Source organism: Candidatus Paceibacterota bacterium, assembly GCA_035452965.1.
In the GTDB taxonomy this organism is placed as follows: Bacteria; Verrucomicrobiota; Verrucomicrobiia; order Limisphaerales; family UBA8199; genus UBA8199.
In genome coordinates this window covers 342,170-365,749 of the sequence record DAOTCE010000002.1, presented here as the reverse complement: position 1 = coordinate 365,749, position 23,580 = coordinate 342,170, and the positions used below count along the sequence as shown (strand labels likewise).

General features: G+C 63.1%; 12 protein-coding genes. 7 read left to right on the top strand and 5 right to left on the bottom strand.

The annotated features are described in order from the left end of the window. Positions 1 to 225: 225 nt before the first annotated feature. Positions 226 to 693 carry a helix-turn-helix domain-containing protein gene (locus tag P5205_03435; GenBank protein HSA09403.1) on the bottom strand — a complete coding sequence of 156 codons (468 nt, stop codon included), beginning with the start codon at positions 691 to 693 and terminating at the stop codon, positions 226 to 228. A 143-nt stretch (positions 694 to 836) separates the two neighbouring features. On the opposite strand from P5205_03435, the gene P5205_03430 reads away from it, so the two are divergent. Further along, a complete protein-coding gene (locus P5205_03430) occupies positions 837 to 5,909 on the top strand; it encodes an MG2 domain-containing protein (protein HSA09402.1) in 5,073 nt (1,690 codons plus the stop codon). A 220-nt stretch (positions 5,910 to 6,129) separates the two neighbouring features. After that, positions 6,130 to 7,494, top strand: a complete 1,365-nt coding sequence (locus P5205_03425) for an alpha/beta fold hydrolase (protein ID HSA09401.1) — start codon at positions 6,130 to 6,132, stop codon at positions 7,492 to 7,494. Positions 7,495 to 8,971: 1,477 nt separating this feature from the next. Here the strand turns inward: P5205_03425 and P5205_03420 are convergent. Continuing rightward, positions 8,972 to 9,580 carry a hypothetical protein gene (locus tag P5205_03420; protein HSA09400.1) on the bottom strand — a complete coding sequence of 203 codons (609 nt, stop codon included), beginning with the start codon at positions 9,578 to 9,580 and terminating at the stop codon, positions 8,972 to 8,974. A 23-nt stretch (positions 9,581 to 9,603) separates the two neighbouring features. Further along, on the bottom strand, positions 9,604 to 10,290 hold the full coding sequence (locus P5205_03415) for a glutathione S-transferase family protein (GenBank protein ID HSA09399.1): 687 nt from the start codon (positions 10,288 to 10,290) through the stop codon (positions 9,604 to 9,606). Between the two features lie 120 nt (positions 10,291 to 10,410). Here P5205_03415 and mpl point away from each other — a divergent pair, with 120 nt between their 5' ends. After that, the gene (gene mpl / locus P5205_03410; protein ID HSA09398.1) at positions 10,411 to 11,805 is read left to right on the top strand and encodes a UDP-N-acetylmuramate:L-alanyl-gamma-D-glutamyl-meso-diaminopimelate ligase; all 1,395 of its coding nucleotides are present in this window, start codon (positions 10,411 to 10,413) and stop codon (positions 11,803 to 11,805) included. A gap of 138 nt (positions 11,806 to 11,943) precedes the next feature. Then, the gene (locus tag P5205_03405) at positions 11,944 to 13,425 is read left to right on the top strand and encodes a hypothetical protein (protein HSA09397.1); all 1,482 of its coding nucleotides are present in this window, start codon (positions 11,944 to 11,946) and stop codon (positions 13,423 to 13,425) included. A 19-nt stretch (positions 13,426 to 13,444) separates the two neighbouring features. Here P5205_03405 and P5205_03400 read toward each other — a convergent pair whose 3' ends face one another. Continuing rightward, positions 13,445 to 14,914 (bottom strand): hypothetical protein, encoded by a 1,470-nt coding sequence (locus tag P5205_03400; protein ID HSA09396.1) that lies wholly within the window; start codon positions 14,912 to 14,914, stop codon positions 13,445 to 13,447. A 293-nt stretch (positions 14,915 to 15,207) separates the two neighbouring features. Here P5205_03400 and P5205_03395 point away from each other — a divergent pair, with 293 nt between their 5' ends. After that, positions 15,208 to 17,184, top strand: a complete 1,977-nt coding sequence (locus P5205_03395) for a hypothetical protein (GenBank protein HSA09395.1) — start codon at positions 15,208 to 15,210, stop codon at positions 17,182 to 17,184. A gap of 10 nt (positions 17,185 to 17,194) precedes the next feature. On the opposite strand, the gene P5205_03390 is transcribed toward P5205_03395, so the two are convergent. Then, complete coding sequence (locus P5205_03390) at positions 17,195 to 19,894, bottom strand: kelch repeat-containing protein (GenBank protein ID HSA09394.1); 2,700 nt, start codon at positions 19,892 to 19,894, stop codon at positions 17,195 to 17,197. Positions 19,895 to 20,155: 261 nt separating this feature from the next. Here P5205_03390 and P5205_03385 point away from each other — a divergent pair, with 261 nt between their 5' ends. Next, complete coding sequence (locus P5205_03385; GenBank protein HSA09393.1) at positions 20,156 to 22,183, top strand: beta-N-acetylhexosaminidase; 2,028 nt, start codon at positions 20,156 to 20,158, stop codon at positions 22,181 to 22,183. A gap of 5 nt (positions 22,184 to 22,188) precedes the next feature. Beyond that, positions 22,189 to 23,529 (top strand): NHL repeat-containing protein, encoded by a 1,341-nt coding sequence (locus tag P5205_03380; GenBank protein ID HSA09392.1) that lies wholly within the window; start codon positions 22,189 to 22,191, stop codon positions 23,527 to 23,529. Positions 23,530 to 23,580 lie beyond the last annotated feature (51 nt).

Sequence of the window (23,580 nt, the reverse complement as noted above, 5' to 3'; positions counted from 1 at the left end):
CTTGCACGCCAGACACTGTGCTGCGCCAAGTTTCTGAGGCAAACACATGCCAGAACACCGAGACAAGCACTAGGAAAAACAAAACCATTGCCCTTGAGCCAAATGCGGAGGGCGTGCTTTATGGCCATCTTCTGACGGCAGCCATCGTTAGCAGTAATCCTCGAGTTTGAAAACGGTTCTGCTGCATTTTGGAGGATTCGGATTGGCCCAGCGTTCTTTCAGGGCTCATTCTCCTTCTGACTCCGCCGCAGGTTCTTTGGCGTCGCTCTGTGCCGCTTGCGCCCGCAGGGTGGCGAGTTTGGCCGTGTCGCCAAACCAGGAGACGGCTCCGCAGCGGGTGCACATGAACGCCCGGGTGTCCACGAAGCTGTCCTTCAGCGTCCAGAACTTCGTCTTCTTCGGGACAAAGTAGACCAGCCCCGCGCCCCGCACTTTGCCTTCCGCCAACTCGGTGTGCCGGCAGACGGGACAGACTTCGCGCGTGGTATCGAGGTCCTTCTCGCTGTGATAAACCTGCATGACTGAATCCAGGTCCTCCTGCCAGAACCGCGTGGAATCGCCCACCTTGCGATACGTGATCTTGCCCTCGCGCATCCAGCGGTAGACCGTTGGCTCTCCCACGTCCAGGTAATCGGCCGCTTCACGGATGGAGTACCATTTCTTCTTTGTTGGTGCTGTTTCGTTCTGTTCCATAAGTATCAAAAACCGTTGATTAGGCTCACCATAACACATCTACTATTATTTACAACTTTTTTCTTGCATATAGTAGTATTTAGTAGTATTTGATAGTTAGTGATAACATAACATATCAAATTCCTAAGAAATTGGAGGTCTATATGGACGATAACCACGACAAGAACTCGTTGCCTGCTTATCAATCACAAATCCCCGATACCCGGAAGGCCCGATCCCGCAAATTGACCATGCGGGTAACTGTTGGGACAATCCTGGCCGTCGTGCTGGCGATCGCTGCCTACTCGGTTTACGTCGCCGTGCACGAGCCTGATCCCCAGGAGACAGTAGTTCTGGGGCAAACCAAGCTCGCTGTTGGCAGCCCTGCCGCGCTGCGGATACTGGTTCGCAACCGTGTTTCGGGACAGCCCGTCAAAGGGGCTTCAGTCGAACTGCATCTGCGCGGCAAAGCCACGTCCGTGAAGCTCGGCTCCTTTCGCACCGATGCCGCGGGGAGCATTGCGGATTCGATCGCGATTCCTGACGTGCCTCCGGGAACCTACGAGTTGGTCCTTGAGTCCAGGTCCGATCTGGGGAGCGACCGCGTGGTCAAGAAGGTCGAGGTGCAGCATTCGATCCGGATCTTTCTGTCGTCCGACAAGCCGGTCTACCAGCCGGGTCAGACGATCCACTTGCGCAGCCTGATGCTGAACGCGCGAACACAGAAGCCGTTTGCCGGTGAAGCGGTCACGTTCGAGGTCAAGGATCCCAAGGGGAACAAGGTGTTCAAGGAAATCCGGAAATCCTCGGCGTTTGGGATTGCGTCGGCCGATTTTGTTTTGGCCTCCGAGCTGAACCTTGGCCGATACGAGATTTGCGCCAACGCGGGCGCCACCACGACCGAGCGCACGGTCGAGGTGAAACGTTATGTTCTTCCCAGGTTCAAGATAAGCATTGTCACCAGCCAGCCGTATTACCTTCCCGGGCAGACGGTATCCGGCTCGGTCCGCGCCAGCTACTTCTTCGGCCGGCCAGTGAGTGGCGGCACGGTCAAACTGACCGCCACGACCTTCCACGGGAAGCCGGTGGTCATCACCGAGTTGCAGGGCCGAACGGACAACGACGGCAACTATTCGTTCCAGTTTGCGCTGCCCGACTTCTTTGCCGGTATGCCCCAGATGAATGAACAGGCGTTCCTGGATTTGAAAGCCGAGCTGCGCGACACGGCCCAGCATGCCGAAGAAAAGGCGTTGTCCCTAACCGTCGCCCGGGGCGAACTCGGGCTCACGGTGATTCCTGAGTCGGGTGCGCTGGTGCCTGGGGTGGAGAATCTGCTCTATGTGCTCACGGCTTATCCGGACGGGCGCCCCGCGGTGTGCCGGGTCATGGTTGACGGGATGGCCTATCAAAGCGACGCCCAGGGCGTTAGCGAGGTCCGGCTCGGGCCGCAAGCGGCCAATCGGCACGTTGACATTCAGGCCATAGACTCTGGCGGGAGAAGAGCCAGGGCGTCCTACCGTCCCGATGCAAACGGGCCAATTCCTGCCTTGTTGCTCCGCAGCGACAAAGCCGTCTATAAGGCCGGCCAGAGCGCGCGACTCACCATCATTGCGCCGGAAGAGCAGAACGCCGTGTTCATTGACGTGATCCACGATAACCAAACCGTTCTCACCAAAACGGTCGCCCTCAAGAATCACCGGGCCTCATACACGCTCGCCCTTCCGCCGTCGCTGGTTGGCGCGCTCAAAGTGCACGCGTATCTGATTGCCAAAACCGGTGAAGACAGAGGTTGTGCACGCATCATCTACGTCAATCCCGCTTCAGGCCTCCGGGTCGCTACCGGATTATCCAAGGCCGTCTATCGGCCGGGCGAGGTGGCCAAGCTCGATTTCACAGTCACGGACGCCGAAGGACGCCCCACTCCTGCCGCGCTGGGAATCGCCGCGGTGGACGAGAGCGTGTTTGCGCTGCACGAGAATCGCCCGGGACTGCTCCAGCAATTCCTGGATGCGGAAGGGGAGCTCCTCAAGCCGCGCTACCAGATCAGAATGTTCGATTGCCCCGGGCGCTTCTTGTCCGGCGCGGAAGGCGACCAGGCCCTGGCCCAAGCCTACTTCGCGTCTCTGGACTCGCCTGTCGCCGGCCTGGAGGCGGATGAACTCGTGAGGGGCGGATACATCCCCGCGCAGTTGGTCGAGCACGCGCGCGCGATGCGGGGGACCCCGGCGTATGAGAAGTATCGCCAAGACCCGCGCTACGCCGAGGTGATGAGCTTGTTGGAAGGCGAGCGGGGAATCTACAGCCTCCGGGAAGCCACCGGACGAATCAAGCTCCAGTCGGCGGAGGCACGGCGGGAGGCTTATTTCAAGCGGCTGAAACAGGGTCTGCAAATCGGCTTTTGCGGTCTGCTCTTCCTCCTCCCGCTCTTCCTGTCCTTTCGCTATTCCAGGCCTGAGGCCGGCATCAATCCGCAGATCGTGACCCAGGCGCATTCCCAACGCTACGCGGCGATAGCCGGAGCGACCTACAATCTGCTGGCGGTCCTCACCCTGCTGCCGCTGGTAGGTTATCCCCTCGGGTTTCTGGTTCTTGGGCACAGCGGGGTAAGGGAGGCTGCCTGGATTCTGCCTTGCTTGGAGGCCGTGGTGGTCTTGGGCGCCCTGGCGGTCCTGCGCTTCCGGATCCTGGGCGCGGGCAGCGAGGGCCTGGAGCCGGAACTAGTCCCATTGCGCGGTTTCATCGGCGCCTTCCTGATCCAGTTTGTCGTGTCGCGGTTGGGATTTGCCTCCCTGGCTTTTCAACTGGGATACGGTGGCTCCCTTGTTTTCCTGTGGTTCCTGGGCAGCGTGGCAGCTCCGCTGGTCGTGTTGGGCGGGTTAGACTTGCATGTTCGGCGACAGTTGAAAGCCAAAGGCATCAAGGCGAGAGTGGCCTGCATCAATGTCGCTGAGGTGCTGTGCGTCATCGCGATCATCTGTATTCTCGCGGCGTTGCTGTTGCCCGCACTGTCTAGGGCCAAGGCTAAAGCGCAACGCATCTCACTCCTCAACGACCTCAAACAGCTTGAACTGGCCAACCTGGTGGCCCGGCAGGATGGCATTCGGTCGGATGCCGGCAGTCCGGCGGCACCCCGCGTGCGCCGGGACTTCCCGGAAACCTTGCTGTGGCAGCCCGAGCTGATCACCGATGGCCAGGGCAAAGCGAGCCTGGAAATCCCTCTGGCGGACTCGATCACCACCTGGCGAGCCTCGGTGGAGGGTATTAGTGCTGGTGGCAAAATGGGCAGTGCCGAGGTGCCCATAACCGTCTTCCAGGACTTCTTTGTGGACCTGGATCTGCCGGTCGCGATGTCTCTGGGCGACCAGATTTCGGTGCCCGTGACTTGTTACAACTACCTGAAGACCTCCCAGGACATTCGCCTCACAGTTGCGCCCGGGGCATGGTTCGCCGCGCCGTCGCACAACCTGAGCGTCCATCTCGCTCCGAACGAGGTCAAAAGCGCGAGCTTCCCGCTCAAAGTGCTTCGCGCAGGCCGGCACTCGCTGCGCGTCACCGCCCTGGGAACCAGCCTCGCGGATGCCGTGGAACGCGAAGTCCGCGTGGTGCCCACAGGGGAGCAGGTGGAACACACCCGCAACGCGGTCCTCAAGGCAAACTGGACCGACCGCTTCACCATTCCAGGGGACGTGGTGCCTGATTCCCAGAGTCTGTGGGTGAAGTTCTATCCCTCCCGCTTCACCGAAATCGTAGAGGGGCTGGAATCCATCTTTCAGGTGCCACACGGTTGTTTCGAGCAGACCTCCTCGACCACCTATCCGAGCGTGCTCGTTTTGGATTACTTGAAGCATATGGGCAGGCTCACCCCTGAGATCGAAGTCAGGGCGCGCAAGTTCATCAACACGGGCTATCAGCGCCTGCTTACTTTCGAAGTGGCGGGAGGCGGGTTCGAGTGGTTTGGCCATTCGCCCGCTCACGTGGGCCTTACCGCTTATGGCGTCCTTGAATTCACGGACATGAACCGCGTTCATCCGGTGGACCCGAACCTGATTGACCGGACCCGGCAGTGGCTCTTCTCCAGGCAAAACGCCGATGGCTCCTGGAACCAGGCAAGCGGGCTGCATTCCTGGTCGGACAAGACGCTTATCACGGCCTACGTCGCCTGGGCGCTGGCCGAATCCGGCGATTCGTCTCCGAACCTCGACAATGCGCTGAACTACCTGCGCCATCATCCCGAGGAACTCTCCACCACGTATCAAAAAGCCCTGGCCGCGAACGCCTTGCTCGCCCGCGATCGCGACGATTCCTTCGGCCGTGAATTGGCCGGTCAGATCCAGCAAGCCGTCGTGGCGGATCGCCAGGGCACGCTGCATTGGACCTCAGCGGGCCAGAGTGTCACCTGCTCACATGGAACCGACCTGAACGTGGAGACGACCGCGTTGTCGGCGATGGCATTAATGAAAGGCGGCTCCTCGCCCGAATTGGTAAAGCAGGCGCTGGGCTGGCTTTCCAGGCAGAAGACAGCAACTGGCACCTGGGGTTCGACCCAGGCCACCATTCTGGCGATGCGCGCGCTGCTCGCCGGCAGCACGGCGTCGTTCGGACAGGAATTCGATTCGGCCGTCACGCTGCTGCTCAATGGCGAGGCCGTCGAGACCTTTCCTGTGAATAAGGAGAACAACGACGTGATGCGGCAGGCCGACCTCACCCGGCACCTTCGGCCGGGGGAGAACCAAATCGAGTTTCGGCAGACCCCCGTCGGGGAGCTGGCCTTTCAACTCGCGGGCGTCTATTGGCTGCCCGCGGTTTCCCGTGCCCAGGCGACGACGCCCCCCGGGCCGGCGCCATTCGAGCCTTTGCAGATCGTCGTTCGATATGACCGCACAACGCTGGCCGTGAATGCCCAACTCGAATGCGCGGTCACCGTCAGCAACAACACCGGCCAGGTCATCAATATGGCGATAGTGGACCTCGGTATCCCTCCCGGGTTCGACGTGGATACGACCGCGTTCGAGCGATTGCAGGAGAAAGGGGCCATCGCCAGGTTTGAAGCGACGGGGAACCAGGTCATCCTCTATCTGCGGCAACTCCCCACTGCGCAGCCGTTTCAGTTCGAATACTCCTTGCGCGCCAAGTACCCGCTCCGCGTCCAACCTCCCCCGAGCGCGGTCTATGAATATTACCAGCCGAAAAACCGGGCCGAGACCAGGCCGGCGATCGTCCAGGTGCTTGGCGATTGATCGAGGTCGCGACATCCCGAGCGAAGCCCACCTGCGACAACCAGGCAGCCACGAGGCGTCCTGAATTTGTGAACTAACGCTACCGCCTTGAAATGCGGGCCACCAGCAGTCAGCACTGAACATTTCGGCGCCTCTCTAAAAGCTTGCAAGTCATTACGAATGACTCAAGCTCTGTGACATGAAGGGCTGCTGTTGGCGATTGGTGCTGCCTTGCGTCGTTATGGCTTCTGTGGGAACCGTCCCCGCCCAAGGTCTGCGTTTCACATCTTCATGCCGCGCCACCAACGGGGTCACGCTCGCCTGGACCAACGCCGTCGCCGGGCAGGCGTACACCTTGCAGGCGCGGGAGCGGCTCGCCAACAGTCTCTGGCTAACGGTTGACGCCACGCAAGGCTGGCCGGCCCTTGAAACGCAATGGGACGAAACCACTTGCGCCAGCCAGGCGATGCGCTTCTACCGCGTCATCGCCGTCCCGCCGGCCACGCGCGGCAAGCTGCTGTCGTCAAACCTGTTGCAGACTTACACGGTGAGCGCCCTCAATTCGTTGTTCTCCTATCACGGCATACCTGTCACGGCGCAGAACGGGGTGAGCTTTTACAAGGTCGTGTATGAGACGATCGACCCGCTGGGCGGGCGCACCCAGGCTTCCGGCGCGGCGTGCCTGCCCCAGGGCGTCGGCCGGGCGCTGCCGCTGTTGAGCTACCAGCACGGCACGACCACCGAGACAAACGATGTCGCGTCCAAAGGCCTGGGCGAAGCAATCGCGGGCCTGGTGTTTGCCTCGGTCGGTTATGCGACGGTGCTGCCGGATTACCTGGGGTTGGGTGACAGCCCCGGTTTTCATCCTTACGTCCATGCCCGCAGCGAGGCGACAGCGTGCGTGGACATGCTGCGCGCCGGCCGGCGCTTCTGCGCCAGCAATAGCGTGCCTCTTAATGGTCAGATCTTCCTGGTCGGTTATTCGCAAGGCGGGCACGCGACGATGGCGTTACACCGCGAGTTGGAGAAGTATCACACGAATGAGTTTGCCATCACCGCCAGCGCGCCCATGGCCGGGCCGTACGATATGTCAGGCGTGGAACTGAATGACTTGCTTTCGACGCGCTGTCCGCCCAATCCCTGTTACTACGCTTTCGTGCTGACGGCGTATCAGCGCGTGTATGCGCTGGCGTCGGATTGGTCGGCGCTGCTGGCGGCGCCCTACGACACAACCATCCCGCCGCTCTTCAATGGCAGCACCGCCAGCGAGGTCATCGACGGCTGCCTGCCTGCCTGCAACCTGTCTGCCCTGCTTTCCGCCGAGGCGCTCTGGTCGCTGCAATATGACCCCGGCAGCCCGCTGCGCCAGGCCTTGCGCGATAACGACCTCACTCAATGGAAGCCCGTCGCGCCGATGCAACTGTATCACTGCGGCGCGGATGCCGACGTGCTCTACGCCAACTCGCAGGTTGCCTACAGCAACTTCGTGGCGCGCGGGGCGGCGCAGGTGCTGCTCATCAACCCCGTTCCCAGCGCCGACCACAGCGGCTGCTTCGTGCCTAGCTTGTCCGGCGCCAAAGTCTGGTTCGACTCACTCAAGCAGTAAGCGCAGGCGGCACGCCGCTCGGGGCGCATCGGCAGGGCCTGTTGCCCAAACCGCCTTGCAGTGGGGAAGGTAGGGAACGCTGGGGTGTGCTCCGTCGCGCGCTTGCCTATTCAATATTTCAGCTTTTCCAGAAACGGGCTTTGCCCTCAACCTGCCAGGACTTGGCAGCCCTGGACCCGCGTTCCGCGCGCCCCATGTCACAATTTCCCTTCTGACGCACTGACATTCGTGCCACCGTCTGCAAGCTGAGCTCTCTCTGAAACGACCACTCCCCGCGATCAATTAATACAGTCACGTATTCCTGAATCGTATAGCCGTCCTGGCGGAAATCAGCGCCGTGTCCATTTTTGGGACAGTGGTGATTCCCGAGAATATTCGGTTTCAAAGCCCACTAGAGCCGGAAGTGCCGGTGTGACAACGCTGTGACACCCGTTATGGCCCTGTGTGTATCCCATGGGGGCCGACCCCCATGGGATACACACCGGGGTCCCGCCGGATTGGCGCCGTCTTTTCGCCGTATCCGGCTTGGGGGCGGGGTGCCTCAGGGTCGGGGGGCGGGCGGAGCCTGTCGTTGGGATGACAGACGGTGGGTGTGGCCGGATAAACCCGGCTTGCGGCACATTTCTGGAGCCCACCCGCCCGGCAAGACCATTCTAACCTATTCAGGTCAGGTTGGTTTCCGCGCTACGCGCAGGCAATACAATGGTGGATTTGCGAAATCACGCACTAAAGCTGCGCCCGCACAGGGTGTCACGACGGCCGGTGCCGGGCGATTGCACCGGCCGGAGGGGTCGGCCGGTGACAGTCGCTGCGAGCTAATTAGGAACTTCCGACAATTCTGAGGTTCACTGGCGGTAGTGGCCCAACTTTATTGTCCTTGGGGAATTTATCCGTCTGCCCGGATTCAACTTTCCCACCTTGATTTGCTTGCTGGCTGGCAGACACGGTGTTTGTAGTCAGGGTGACACTGTTGCTGGGGCACAGCGATGCCGATTGCGATGCCTCCAGCGCCAGTCCTTGACTGCCTGCCAGGCCTTGCTGATCACCCTGAGCCTGGCCCGCGGCCTCTGGCTCGGCGGCATACATTGTGGCAGCGACCAACAACATGCCGGCGAGCGCTATTGCCCCTCCGGAAGCCATGCAGTTCGCCAGCCCATACCAATGGCCTCTGCAACCTTGTGAAGCGTTCCGTGTCTCCGTCTGTCTGCCTGCGGTCAGGCCCATTCCCCTAGCCTCTATCCTTTTCATAGCCGTCTTGGGCTGTCCCGTTTTTCCCAGTGGTCGTCCGGCCCACGTGTTATCCACTCCCCGCACCCACCAACGACCCTTAACGGCCCGTGCGGGACCAGACCGTTAAGTCTGCTTCACCGTCGTGCGTTCTAGCAAAACCAACAACTAGGGAATTCCTTGGCATTTCTGGGTTACCCCCTGGTCTGTGGCGTTACAGCAACGACGCGGATGGGTTCCGGAACCAGGGTTACTTCGACAAGGTGTGGCCGGGGATGTTGCAGATGGGCGCCAGGCCGATCTGGTTGAGCGTGTAGACTCCGCCGGCCGGGCAGGCCGGCAGCGTGTTGGTCCTGAGGTAGGGCGCCAGGTCCGCGGCGGTGAGCAATGCGCCAGCCGGCTTTTGATTCTCCAACGCCCACTGAAGTTTGGCGGCGTCAATCCGCCGCAGGTTGTTGATGCACATGGCCGTCTGGGCTGCGGGGTTAAGCTGCAGCTGGGCGGGGGCTTGTTTGGGGTTCTGGGCCAGCGCCTGCATTTGCTGCTGAACGCTCTGGGCTTGCGCTTGCGCCGTTTGGGCCTGCGTAGTGAGCTGCTGCTTGTCGGCGCGCAACTGGCGGACTTCGTTGCGCAGCCGCAACAGCTCTTCGTGGTCCTTGCGCAGGCGAGCCAGCTCATCGCTTTCCGCCTGGGCGCGGACGTTCTTGGTTTCCTCCAGGTCGGCCTGCAGCTTCTGCAGTTGCTGGCTCTCCTCGCGCAGCGCCGCGAGCTCGGCATCTTTCTTCTGGCCGACGGAATAAACCCAGCCCAGCCCGGCCGCGAGTGCCACTACACATAACCAGGGTAACAGGAGTTTCATTGTTCAATACCTTTCTTGTTTGGTCAGAACGGCACGTCCTCGTCCTCGGCGACCGAGGCCAACCGCGCGTGGGTCATCCGCGCGTGCCATTTCCGCAGGCGCGTGTGCGCTGCCGGCAGGCGGTAATGACCGGAGTAAAGGAAGTTGCCCACGATGCCGTAAAGGTCGAAGTCCACAAAGCGCGGCCGGTGCCCCAGCAGGAACGGCCGGTGCAGCAGCATTTGCTCGAACGGCAGCAGCCGTTGCTCGAACTGCGCCAGCAGCTCTTTTTGCTGCGCCCGCCAGCGCTCGATGCAGCCGCGCCCGAACTTGCGTTCCTTGTGGCGCAGGAAGGCCACCTGGTCCGCCGCCGGCACCACTTCCCGCCAGTAGATGTCGTTGAGCTTGAAGCCGATGCCTTCCACCTCGTTCTCGATGTAGCGCCACATGATCGACTGCTCGCCCTCCAGGTCCCACAGGAACAGCCCGAGCTGCAGCTTTGCGTCGAGATACTTCGCGATGACTTGCGAATCGTCGCTCACCTCGAAGATGACCGACTTGCCGTGGCGGATGATGGGCACGCAGTAGTAGCGCTGCCGGGTCAGCTTCCAGACCAGCGCGCGGTCGCCGCTCGGGATGTTGGTGATCTTGAATCGGGCGCCGGAGAATTCGAGGATCCGGCGTTGGACGATGCAGAACGGGCTCCAGGGAAACTGAATCAGCTCAATCATGTCGCTATGGCGCTACTTTAGGACCCGGCGTGCAGCCCTGACAAGGCGAAAGGCGGGCCCGGCGGCCTGGCGCAAGCCTTTTCCCTTTCCACACCCCGGCGGGGTCTTATCATGGACACAATGTTTTCGCGCATTCAGTCAGTTCACTTTGTCGGCATTTGCGGCACGGCGATGGCGGCGACCGCCGCGGCGTTGCAGGAGAAGGGCGTCAAGGTCACCGGCTCGGACCAGAATGTCTATCCGCCCATGTCCACCTTCCTGGCGGACCGGAAGATCGAGGTCATCGCCGGCTACGCGGAGCAGAACCTGGCGCGCAAGCCCGACCTGGTCGTCATTGGCAACGCCATCTCCCGCGGCAACCCGGAGGCGGAATACGTGCTGGACCACAAGCTGGCTTACTGCTCGCTGCCGGAGTTGCTCAAGCACTACTTCATTCGCGGCAAGCGCTCGCTGGTCGTCGCCGGCACGCACGGCAAGACCACCACGACCGCGCTGCTGGCGTGGGTGTTCGAGCACAACGGCCTCAACCCCAGCTACCTCATCGGCGGCATCCCGAACAACCTCGGCCAGGGGGCGCGCTTCACCGACAGCGACTGGTTCATCATCGAGGGCGACGAATACGACACTGCGTTCTTCGACAAGCGCAGCAAGTTCGTGCATTACCTGCCCGAAGTGGCTGTGATCAACAACCTCGAGTTCGACCACGCCGACATTTTCGAGAGCCTGGAGCCCATCCAGACCGCGTTCAAATACTTCATCCGGCTCATTCCGCGCAACGGCCTGTTGCTGGGCAACGGCGACGACGCGAACCTGGCGCCGTTGCTCAACGTGACGCACTGTCCGGTGAAACGCTTCGGGCTGGGCGAGAGCAGCGCGGTCCGGGCCTTCAACCTCCGCTACGGGCCGACGGCGACGGAGTTCGAGATTCCCAGCTTCAAGTTCCGCACCAACCTCCTGGGGGAGATCAACGTGCGCAACGCGCTGGCGGTGGTTGCCTGCGCCAAGCATTGCGGGCTCAAGAACCACCAGATCCAATCCGCCTTCGACACCTTCAAAGGCATCCGGCGCCGCCTGGAGGTGCGCGGCATTGGCGGCGGGGTGATCGTGGTGGATGACTTCGGCCATCATCCCACCGCGATTCGCGAGACCCTGAGCGCGCTGCGCCACAAGTATCCCACGCAGAAGCTCTGGGCCGTATTCGAGCCGCGCACCAACACTACCCGGCGCAACGTCTTCCAGGCCGAGCTGGCCAGCGCGTTTGCCCAGGCCAACGCGGTGGTCGTCGCCCAGGTGGCCCGCCTGGAGCTGCTGGCGCCCGAGGAGCGCCTGGACCCCGAACGGCTGATGCAGGACTTGAAAGCCGCCGGCAAAGACGCCGCCTACCTGCCGGACGTGGACGCCATCGTGGATCACGTTGCGAAGGGCGCGCAGGGGGGAGAGGTCGTGATCGTCTTCAGCAACGGCGGCTTCGGCGGCATCCACGGCAAGTTGCTGGAGCGCCTGGGTCGGGTCTAGCGGGCATTGCCCTCCCTCTCTACCTCATCCTCCTGGCCGGACGCCAGGATGGACGGAAGACGAAGGGTAATTGGCAGCGGCGCGGCGGCGTTGGTTGTCCCGCATTGACTCATGGTGTCCCGGGACTATGCTCGGCGCATGAATTTGAGCAGTAACGGACTCTCCTCTCCCTGCGACCGCCGCACCTTCATCAAATCCACCAGCGCGCTGGCCGGGCTGGCGCTGTGGCCGATGGGCGCTTTGGAGGCGGCGCCAGACAACCTCATCCTCTCGCCGCGCAAGAAGAAACCCGCCCTCATCCGCGGCGCGTTCTTTTACCCGCCGGCGGAGGTCGTGATTGCGGGCAAGAACGAAGACGGCTGGCAACAGCACGAGTGGTTCACCTGGCCGGGCAATCAGTTTGAACCGGAACAGCAGCAGAGGAAGTTCCTCGCCCAGCTAAACCGGCTCACCGCGGGCCTCGACCTTACTATCGATCTCGAGGAGCAGGCGCTCTATACCGACGCGGGCATCCGCGCCTTCCTCGCCAGCCTCGAAAGCAACAAGCCCGACGCCCTGCTGCTTTTCAACTTCTGGAACAGCTTCAGCCAGAAGATGCTTCCCATCTTCGAAGCCTGGAAGGGGCCGATTATTCTCTACCATCCCGTTGGCGCCAGTCACCAGGCCCCGCCCGAGTATTTGCGGACCGCGCCGCGCGTGCAGTACATCCATTCCATCGAAAACTGGGACGCGCTGGAACGCGGCTTGCGCGCCGTCCATGCCATGAACCGAATGGCGCAAAGCCGGTTGCTGCGCGTGGCAAGCCCGTTTAAGGAGCGGCACGACACGACGGAACCCTTCTTCGGCCTGGCCATCCGTGGCGTGCCGGCTGATGAATTCAACCACCTCTTCGACGAGACCCGGTTAACCCGGGAAATGGAGCGCCTGGCGAAGTCTGTGCGCAGCCGCGCGCGCCACATCACCGATCTGAGCCCAACGGCCTTCCACGATGCCGTCCGCTCGCACGCGGCCGTGCAGAAGATCATGGAGCGGCACGACGCGGACGCCATCACCATCGAGTGCCTGATGCTCAAGCACCGCAAACCGTGCCTGAGTTTTGCCCTCAACAACGGCACCCTCCGCCCCTGCGGCTGCGAGAACGACTTGAACGCCTCCCTGACGCTCATGCTGGGCGCCAATTGCTTCGGGCGGGGCGGCTTCCAGCACAACCCGGAGTTCGACACCGAACAGAACCTCTACTTCGGCGCGCATTGCACCTGCACCACGCGCCTGCACGGACCGCAGGGGAAGGAAACGCCCTACAGCCTGCGCCCGTTTTTCCATCAATTGCCCAAGACGCTGGCGCTGGACGTGCAATGGCCGGTGGGCGAGACCGTCACGCTGTGCAAGTATCACAGCGGCAAGAAGCAGTTGGATGCCTGGCGCGGCCAGTTGGTCTCCTCTCCCACCTGCCCGCCGACGGGCGGATGCGCGACCCGCGTCCTGGTCAAGGTGCCGGACGTGAAAGACATCTGCACCATCTACGGCGGGCCGCACCCGATCCTGTACTGCGGCGACTTTGCCGCGCACCTCAAGACACTCGCCCGGCTCTACGAACTGGAAGTGCGGGGCAATTGCTAGCGTCTCTGGCAGGGCCCGCCTACGCGTGCACGTGCGGGTCCCAGTCCAGTCCGTCCACCTTCTGCACCTCGTCGGTGCCTTCGTTCAGGAGGCGGATCCGGGCGAACCGGCAGTAGCGCTGCACGTCCCGCGTGTGGTCGCCGTAGAAGATGACCCGGTGCAGGCCGGACGACCAGTTCTCCAGGAACTTGTCTATGTGGTCCACTTTCACCGTAAGCTTGGTGCGGCAGCCGCGCTCGACGAACGGGCTATCCACCGCGTCGCCGGTCGAGAAGAGCATCTTGTCCGTGCCGAGCAGCCGCGCCATGGTCACCTTCTGCTTGATCGGCAGCTTCACCATGAGCGACGCCCCGCGGCCATCTTCCAGGTGGCTGCGGATATCGTAGGGCGACTCCTTGCTGTCCGGCCCCAGCATCTGCGTGGCGGCCACGCAATGGGCGTGGATGATCGTGCTGGTGGACACGTCGAACACCGGGTCGGTCACGAAGCCCGGTTTGCCCACGAGGTTGACAAAGATGAGGTGCGTCATGCTCGACTTCAAATCGGCTTCGCAGACGCCGCCCAGGCCCATGTTGTTGAAGCGGACGAAGCCGAGGCACGGATAACCCATGCCGCGGTCCATTAATCCCATCCCGAGGCAGTTCATGGTGATGAGCACCGCCTGGTGTTGCGCCAGCAGGTCGCGCATCGCGATATACATCACCGAGGACTTGAGGATTTCCTCCTTGGTCGGCTCAACAATCTTCCTGGCTTCCTTGATCCAGCGCCGCATGTCGGCCATCGCTTCGCCGCGGTCGGCGGCTGCGCAAGCTTTCTGCAAGTCGGGCAGCGTGAGAGAAATGATCTCCGTGCCGAATTTGGCCTTGAGCGCCTGGCAGTAGGCGGCGTCGGCGGGCCCATTGCTCACATGGAGCACGCGCGCCTCCTTCAGCCGGTGAATCGCCCGGAAGGGGCGGATGGCGACCAGCACGTCCTCGACGCGGCTGGTGGGGAACACTTCGATCAGCTTGCCCTGGCGCTGCCAGCCGGCCATGGTGTGCCATTCATGGCCGGTGTAAGGCAGGGCAAACAGCACAATCGGTATCCCCAACTCCATCAAGCTCTGCAACTGCGCCCCGATGCCCATCGTCAGGTGGACGACCAGGATGCCGTCCACGCCCTTGAACTTCTCCTTGGCCGCCGCCAGCTGCTCGTTGCTGGCGATCAAGCCGCCTTCGACGAACTCCACGTCGGCCAGGCCCGCGCCCAGCTTGCCCAACTCGGCCTCGAACTGCTTCATCTCGGCGTTCACGTCCACCTTGTGCGTCGGCCAGCCGGGATGCTCGCGGCCAAGATAAAGCTTGCCGATGCGGACCTTCGACTTGGGCCCCAGCGCGGATGTCGCGGTCATGGCCGACAGCCGCTCGGCCAACGCGGCCAGCGCGCCGGCCGAAATCACTCCGGCGGCAGTTGATTTGAGGAAGCACCTGCGTGAAACGTTAGTGAGCATATCTGTTCTCCTTCGATTATTCGTGCGCGTTCGAGTTAGTCATTGCGGCTTTGCCCGGCGAGGCTTGTCGGCGTCGTGGCGGCCATCTACGTGTCGGAGTGAAGCACCATCCCCGCGCGCTGCCAACTCTAAAACAGCCGAACTCCCGGAACGCCGAAAAAGGGGGTGGCATTCAGAATAGACTTCGGTCCCTGCCGATTATATCCTCCCTGTTATCAATCGGATCCGTTCTGCTGAATAAAGCTCCGCCCCGGCGGTCTAATCGGTTAATTATGAACGCGAGTGCGCATATTATGAAAACTACGAAATGGTTCGGGTTGGTTGCACTATTGGCCCTTCCATCGTTGTCCGGCCTGGCCCAAGCGCCGGAGGCCCCACCCCCGGGCGTGCCGGAGAGGGCGTTGGTGGAAGTCCCCGCTACCCTCTCGCCGGGAGCGGCGGAGGTGGTGAAACTCGCCAGCTCGGGCGTTGGGGATGAGGTGGTCCTGGCCTACATCAAGAATTCACAAGCCGCATTCAACCTTTCAGCCGACGACGTTCTTTATCTCAAGGACCTTGGGCTCTCTCCCGAAGTCACCTCGGCCATGCTGAACCATGACAGCACGCTGCGCGGCCAGCCGCAGCAATACGCCCCAGCCGCCGCCAGTCCGGCTCCGGCCGCGCCGGCCGCAGTCGCTCCGGCGCCGACAGCACCGCCCGCGCCCACCGTGGCCGCTGCTCCCGCGCCGGTCTATGTCAGCAGCCCGCCGCCCGACGTGACGTATTTCTACAACGACCTGGCACCCTATGGCACCTGGGTCCAACTGGATGGTTACGGCTGGTGCTGGCAGCCTACGGCGGTCGTGCTGCGCCGCGGCTGGCGGCCTTACTGTGACGGCGGACACTGGATCTATTCCGATTACGGCTGGTATTGGCAATCCTCGTACTCCTGGGGCTGGGCCCCGTTCCACTATGGCCGCTGGCACATGCACGCGCGTTGCGGCTGGGTTTGGATGCCGGACCGGGTCTGGGGGCCCGCGTGGGTGACTTGGCGCTCGGGCGCCGACTGCTACGGCTGGGCGCCGTTGCCGCCGCACTCCACGTTTGATTTGCACCTGGGCTGGCGCTATAACGGCGTTAGCGTCGGTGCGAGCTTCGGGTTTGGCCTGGGCAGCGATGCGTTCCTGTTCGTCTCCTTTGGCGACTTCCACCACCGCGACCTGCACCGGCGTTGCCTGCCGCCGGCGCGCGTCCAGAACATCTACAACCAAACCACTATCATCAACAACTATGTCGTGCACAACAACCGGATAGAGCACCGGGGCATTCCGTATGACCGCGTTTCCTCGGCCACCCGCGGGCGCGTTCCACGAGCCACCGTGCGCGACTGGTCTGACCGGCCGGAGCGGATGCCCACGCGCGCCAGTTCGGTGGTCTATCGGCCGCGCCTCGAGGTGCCGGCCCGGCCCGCGCGCATGGAGGCGCAGAGAGTTGACGCGCAGAATCCGGTCATTCGCCACGCCCTCCGCGCGCCGGCCAAAACCGAGCGGGTCGCAAGCTCCAGCCGCGGCGGCGCCGCCGCGGGCAGAACGTCATTGGGGTCGCCCAAGACCTCGCCCTGGTCGAGCAATGTTAAGGCCGCGCCCTCACAGCAAGCCCAAGCCACGCCCAGCGCCATGAAATCCGCGCCGGCCACACGCCCGGACAACGCCCGGACAACGTCGGACTGGTCACGTAGCGCCAGGCCCGCATCCGCGCCGCAGACGACACCCGCCGCTCCGGCCGGCAGGGCGCCCCAAACCTCGAACTGGTCCCGCGACTCCAGGCCTGCTTCGTCATCACAAGTTAATTCAGCACCGAGTGCCGCCTCGATGGCCCCGGTAACGTCCTCGGCCCAGGCTCCACGAAGCGCGTCCGTGTCCCGGGAAGCCAGACCCACCCCGGCGCCGCAAGTGCAGTCAGCCCCGCGCCCGACGCAAGCCGTCCCGACCATACCTCCCGCGGTAACCGCGCCGCGCGCGCCTGAAAACTGGAAGCAAGGCATCCGCACTGCGCCGGGCTACCGGTCTGACTCGGGCCTGCCGGCGCTGAACAACGCCCGCATGGCGGCGCAGCCGCGAACCACAACACGGCCAAGCACCGCCCCGTCCGCCAGCTCACACGTCTATCAACCGAAAAGCCAGTTGCAGACCGCCCCGGTCCGCTCGGCACCGCCAACCCAGCCGCGCCCTGATTCTTCGCGCTCGTCCTCCAGCAGGAGTGGAACCTCCCGGCCGGGGAACAAGCCTTAACCCGCGGTCTTTACGGCGAACGGAGGCGGTAGAAACGGCGGATGAAGTTGGCGCCCTGCGGGTCGGTGAACTGAAACTGGCCGGGGGCGGCTTCCGTGACACCGCCTAGCACCACCCAAGTGTTGAGGGGTTGCGCCGGGTTCGTGCTGGCTAGCACGCTGAAAAGTGCTCCCGAACTGTTGGTGAAGGAGAATTGGAAGGCGCCGTTGGTCAGCCGTTTGGGGTTGGTGAGCCTGGTCGTAGTTGGAACGGGAATGCTGATGTTGAGCACACTGCCGGTGCTGGCGATGCCGTTCGCGAAGACTGTGGCCAGCGCGTAGCCGGGCGGGAAGCCCCAGACTGGCGCGGAGGTGAATGTCGCGGCCGACCAGTTTGTGCCGGGGGCGGACAGCAGGAACAGGGACTGCTCGTTTTCCAGGGCGCGCAACTGCACCAGCGGATAACCGGAGGCCGAGTTCTGGGGACCATTGCCGCCGGAGCTTTCGGAGATGCCCCGAAAGACGGCGCCGGTCAGCGTGAGGCTTCCACCCAGCTTAAGCGGCGTGGTGCCACCGCTGACCCTGGGCCGCCAGGAGTTGGTAAAGCCCAAACCGGCTTCGTACAGCTCCCATCGGTGGAGATAAGCGGGAACGATGCCGGGGTTGTAGCCTCCCGCAAGCAGCACGCGCCCGTCAGGCAGCAAGGTCGCTGTATGCCCCCCGCTGGCAACCGTCAACCCGGCGGTCTCCGTCCACTTCCCGCTGGCCGGTTGGTAGAGCTCCGCGCTGAATAGGTAGATGCCGAGAAAGCTATTGCTGCGATAGTAGCCCCCGGCAACCAGCACTTCGCCGTTGAGCAATAAGGCGGCTCGATGGCCGTTGCGGGAAATGGTCATCTTCCCCGTTGGCGTCCACGTGCCGGCGGCCGGATCGTAGAGCTCCGCAGTGGAAATCGAGTCGGTCGCGTCAGCGCCTCCTGCGACCAGCACCTTGCCATTGGGGAGCAGAGTGGCCGTGTGACCCCAGCGCTTGTTGGTGAGTGAGCCGGTCGCCGTCCAGGTTCCGACGGCTGGATCGTAGAGCTCCGCGACCCTAAGGGCGCCGCTGGTACTGTTCGTGCCGCCGGCAACCAGCACCTTGCCGTTCGACAGCAAGGTGGCGGTGTGGGAGTAGCGCGCGGTGAGGAGCGAACCGGCAGCAGCCCAGTTTCCGCTGGCCGGGTCATAGAGTTCAGCGCTGTTGGTGGCTCCGGCGTTGCCTTGGCCTCCCGCGATCAGCAGCTTCCCGCTTGGCAACAATGTGGCGGTGTGAAACGCGCGCCCGACGGCCATTGGGTTGGCAGCCGTCCACGTTCCGCCGGCCGGAGTGAACAGCTCCGCGCTGGCGAGATAGCCGCCGCCATAGCCGCCGGCGGCCAGCACCTTCCCGTTGGGAAGCAAGGTTGCGGTGTGGCCGGCGCGCGCGCCGGCCAGCGAGCCGCGCGTCGTCCATGCCCCAGCAGCCGTGTCGAACGACTCCGAACTGGCAAGACCGGCATTACCGTCACTGGTGCCCCCCGCGACGAGGACTTTGCCATCGGGCAGGAGGGTCGCCGTGTGGCTTCCGCGATGCGCATTGAGCAGGCCCTGCGACGGCCACGTGCCTAACGCCGGATCGAACGATTCCACGCTGGAAAGGATGCCGGCGCCATAACCGCCGGCGATAAGCACGCTGCCATTGGGCAGCAAGGTGGCGGTGTGATTCGCGCGCGCGGTGGCCAGCACGTCGAGGTTTGCCCAGGATCCGGCAACGGGATCGTAGAGCGCCGTGCTGGACAGAAAGCCGCCGCCATAGCCCCCGGCGACCAGCACCAGCCCGCTGGGCAACAGGTTGGCCGTGTGTCCTGCGCGCGTCAGGGGGACCGCGCCGGTGACTGCCCACATCCCGTTGGTGGGATTGTAAAGTTCCGCGCTATTGCCGCTGGCGTTTCCTCCCGCGACCAGCACCTTGCCATTGGGCAGCAGAGTCGCCGTATGGCTGTTGCGTCCGGTATTCAGCGAGTTGACCGCTCCCCAGGTCCGGCTGGCCGGGTTGTAGAGGTCCGCGCTCGCCAGGTAGGTAACGCCGGCGTTTCTGCCTCCCGCGACCAGCACCCTCCCATCCGGCAGCAATGTCGCGGTGTGGTACGCGCGCGCGGTGCTCATCACGCCCGAAGTGGTCCAGATCCCGGCGGCGGGATCGTAGATCTCTGCGCTCCCCAAGGTACCGCTGGTGCTGTTCGTGCCGCCGGTAACCAGCACCAGCCCATTGGTCAGCAAGGTGGCGGTGTGGCCGTAACGCGCGGCGGTCATCCCGCCAGTGGCCGTCCATATCCCGGTGGCGGGATCATAGAGTTCCGCGCTGGGGAGAAAGCCGGCTGCGCCGTTGTAGCCGCCGACGACCAGGACCTTCCCGCTGGGGAGCAGAGTCGCTGTGTGATACCCGCGCGAGGTGATCAGCGCGCCGGTGGCCGCCCACTTCCCAGTGGCCGGGTCATAGAGCTCGGTGCTGTTCGTGGCGCCACCGCTGCTAAAGCCCCCGGCAACCAGCACCTTGCCGCTGGGCAGCAAGGTGGCGGTATGAATCTGCCGCGTGACCGTCATGGAGCTGTTGGTATCCCAGGCGGCGGCTTGAGCCGGCTGAATGGCAAATAGCCCAAATCCCAATGCGGCCAGCGTGAGCGCGAGCGGGAGAAATGCGGTTTTGGTCTTCATATGCGAGCGGCGAGACGTCCAGTGTGTACAACACATAATCCCAAAGCCCTGTTCCCGAAGTTCATTAAGTTGCTCCGGCTGCTTTTCCCTTGAGTGCGATACAGCACCTCCAGCCCATGGTTACTGGACTTGCTCATGACTGGGGTCAATTTCGACGACAACATTAGAACACTTTCCACCCTCATTCAAGAATTAGGTCTCAAAGGGCTTGCTTTCCCATAACTGTGCGGCCCATATTATGCACATGCTTCCGGTGTCTGCATGACAGCCCGAGTCGTTTGCATCTTGCTTCTGCTGCAGGCGGCGGGGCTGTTCGCTGCGCCACCGGCGCTCGTTCCGCTGCCGCAGTTGATGCAAACCAACGCAGGATCGTTCACCGTCTGCCCGGCCCAGGTCATACCCGGCGCGCCCGTCTTGGCCCCCACGCGCATCCTCGTGAACGACGCCGCGCGCGAAACGGGAGAGTATCTGGCGACCAGCCTCTTTAAGTCCACCGGTCACCGCTTTCAAATCGTGACGAACGCCGGGGTTTCGGCAGTGCCGGACGCCATTCTTCTCACAACGAATAGCGCACTCGGCAGCCTGGGCGCCGAGGGATATGAGCTGACCGTGGCAACGAACTCGGTCGTCATCCGCGCGCCGGCGTCCGCGGGGCTTTTCTACGGCGTGCAGACGCTGCTGCAGCTGCTGCCGCCGGAGATCTATTCCTCACAACCCGTGACGGGCGTGCCGTGGACGGCGCCCTGCGTTTATATCCGGGATTGGCCCCGCTTCCAGTGGCGGGGATTCATGCTGGACAGCGTGCGGCATTTCTTCACCAAGGACGAGGTCAAGGTGCTGCTCGATGCGTTGGCGCTGCACAAGCTGAATGTGCTCCACTGGCACCTGGACGACGATTCGGGCTGGCGGCTCGAGATCCGGAAATGGCCGCTGCTGACGCAGGTGGGCGCCTGGCGCACGGATATGATGTGGGACCTGAACCCGCGCGCGAGCCTGTGCTGGGACGGCACCAACTACGGCGGCTTCTATACCCAGGCCGAGGCGCGCGAGATCGTGGCCTACGCGGCCCAGCGGCACATCATGGTGGTGCCGGAGATCGAGATGCCGGGGCACTCGTCAGCGGCTTTGGCTGCTTATCCGCAATTCGCCTGCGGCTGCCCCACCTGCTACAACGGCCCGTACAGCCTGAACGTTACGAGCTACGTGGGTGGGGTATTCTGCATTGCCCGCCCCGAGACGATGGACTTTCTGAAGGACGTGCTCACCGAGGTAATGGAGGTGTTTCCGAGCCCTTACATTCATATCGGAGGCGATGAGGTGAAGTTTGACAACTGGCGGAGACATTCGCTCGACCAGGCCCTGACAAACGCCTTGGGCACCACAGACATGCAGAAGTACCAGGGCTACTTCGCCCAGCAGATCGCCAACTGGATCAAGAGCCAGGGCCGCACGATGATGGGGTGGAGCGAGATCATGAACGGCGGCATAGTGACCAATGCGGCGCTGATGGATTGGCTGAACACCCGCGCCGTGCAGACGGCCACCAACCGGCAATACGTTGTCATGGCCCCCAGCGCGACGCTCTACATCAACAAGTATGAGAACGGCGGCTCGGCCGGCAGCGGTGTGCTTTGGTCCAACGAGCCGCCTGCGCAGTCGGGCTACACGCCGCTGTCCGACGTGTACGCCTACGAACCCATTCCCGCGAATCTTCCGGCGGCTTACACCAATTACATCCTTGGGGCCGAAGGCCCCTGCTGGACCGAACGGATTCCCTCCCTGCTGAATATGCAGTTCAGGATGTTCCCGCGCCTGTCGGCCATTGCGGAAGTGGACTGGACCTCGGCAGCGTTGAAGAACTGGACGGACTTTACGAACCGTCTCGTGGTTCACAAGCAACGGCTCACGCAGATGGGCGTCAACTATAATCCCAGCGCCACGCCCCCCCAGCTCGGGACGTGGATCCCCGCGCAAACGCCCGCGACCTATGAGACGCGAACCTGGGACATCACCTCCAGCGTCACCGCGCGGGGCGAAATTGACGTCAGTTTCTGCTGGAAGACGGGAAATCACGGGCTGGAAATTGCGTGGGCTGCACTGCTGGAGAACGGCGTGGAGATTGATCGGGACACGCACGCGGGATTCACCGGTGTCACCCCCGCCAGGCCGACCTACGTTTTGCGCCTTCCCGCGCGGAGGCCCGGCGCGACTTATACCCTGGCGGCGTCGGTCATGGGACGCGGCGGCACGAACTCCACTGGCGTTGTCTATCGTCCGAACTGGAATTGACTCGCATGAACCTGGCCCGAACACTTGCCCGCGCCGCCGCCGATCTCAGTCGGCGCATCCACCTCGCGGCGAAGGTGGCGCCGACTTTGGCTTGCAGCTTATGGCTCGCGTGCTCCACGACTGCTCGTTCGCAGTCCCTCGCGATCAACACGCTGGCGGGCAATGCTACCCAGGGCAGCGCCGACGGCTTCGGCAGCAGCGCGCGCTTCAACCTGCCGCTCGGTGTCACCGCGGAGAACGCGGGGAATATCTATGTGGCTGACACCGCAAACAGCACGATTCGGAAGATCACTCCGGCGGGCGCCGTGAGCACCTTCGCCGGGCTGGCCGGAACTTTCGGCAGCGCGGACGGGGCCGGCACGAATGGGCGATTCTACGGACCGCAGGGAATCGCCGTGGACAGCGTTGGCTTTATCTACGTGGCGGACACCGCCAACGCGACAATCAGGAGGATCTCGCCCGAGGGAACTGTCAGCCTGTTCGCCGGTTCCACCGGAAACGCCAACAGCCTCGACGGCACGGGTGCCAACGCTTATTTCCACCAACCGGAAGGACTTGCGGTGGACGGCGACGACCATGTTTATGTCGCGGATGCGTGGAATCACACGATTCGCAAGATCACCCCGGCGGGTGTCGTGACCACCCTGGCAGGGCTGGCAGGGAATTTAGGTTCCGCCGACGGCACCAACAGCAAGGCACGCTTCAACCGACCGGCGGCGATTGCCCTCGACGGCGCTGCGAATCTCTACGTCACGGATTCTCTCAATCACACGATCCGAAGGATCACGCCCGGCGGGGCGGTGAGCACGATTGCCGGCCTGGCGGGTGTCTGGGGCAGCGCCGATGGCACGAACAGCACCGCCCGCTTTTTCCACCCACAGGGAATTTGCGCTGCCGACGCCGCCACGCTGTTCGTCGTGGATTCCGGCAACCAGGCGCTGCGCAAGCTTGCCGCCAATGGTACCAACTGGGTGGTCAGCACGGTCGCCGGGTTGCCGGGCATAGCCGGCTTCGCCGACGGCACAGGCAGCGCGGCGCAGTTTGGCTTGCCGGTCGGGGCCGCGCTGGACGCCGCGGGCAATCTCTACTTGGCGGATTCCGGCAACAACGCCATCCGGACGACAGCGGTGGTGGAGCCCCTGCTGCAATTCTCTGTCGCAGGAAACGAACTGGCACTTGCCTGGCCGTCTTACCTGACAGGCTTTGTTCTGGAGACAGCCGGCACTGTCGCTGCCGGCGCCGTCTGGACGCCGCTTACGAATGGAATCGCGATGGCGGGAAACAATTTCATCCTCACCACCAACATGGCCGGCGCGGCGGCTTTCTACCGGCTCCATAAGCCATAGCAGCTTGCTCAAAGGGGCCGCGTGACTGGCGGCAGCCGATGTTACGAGGCT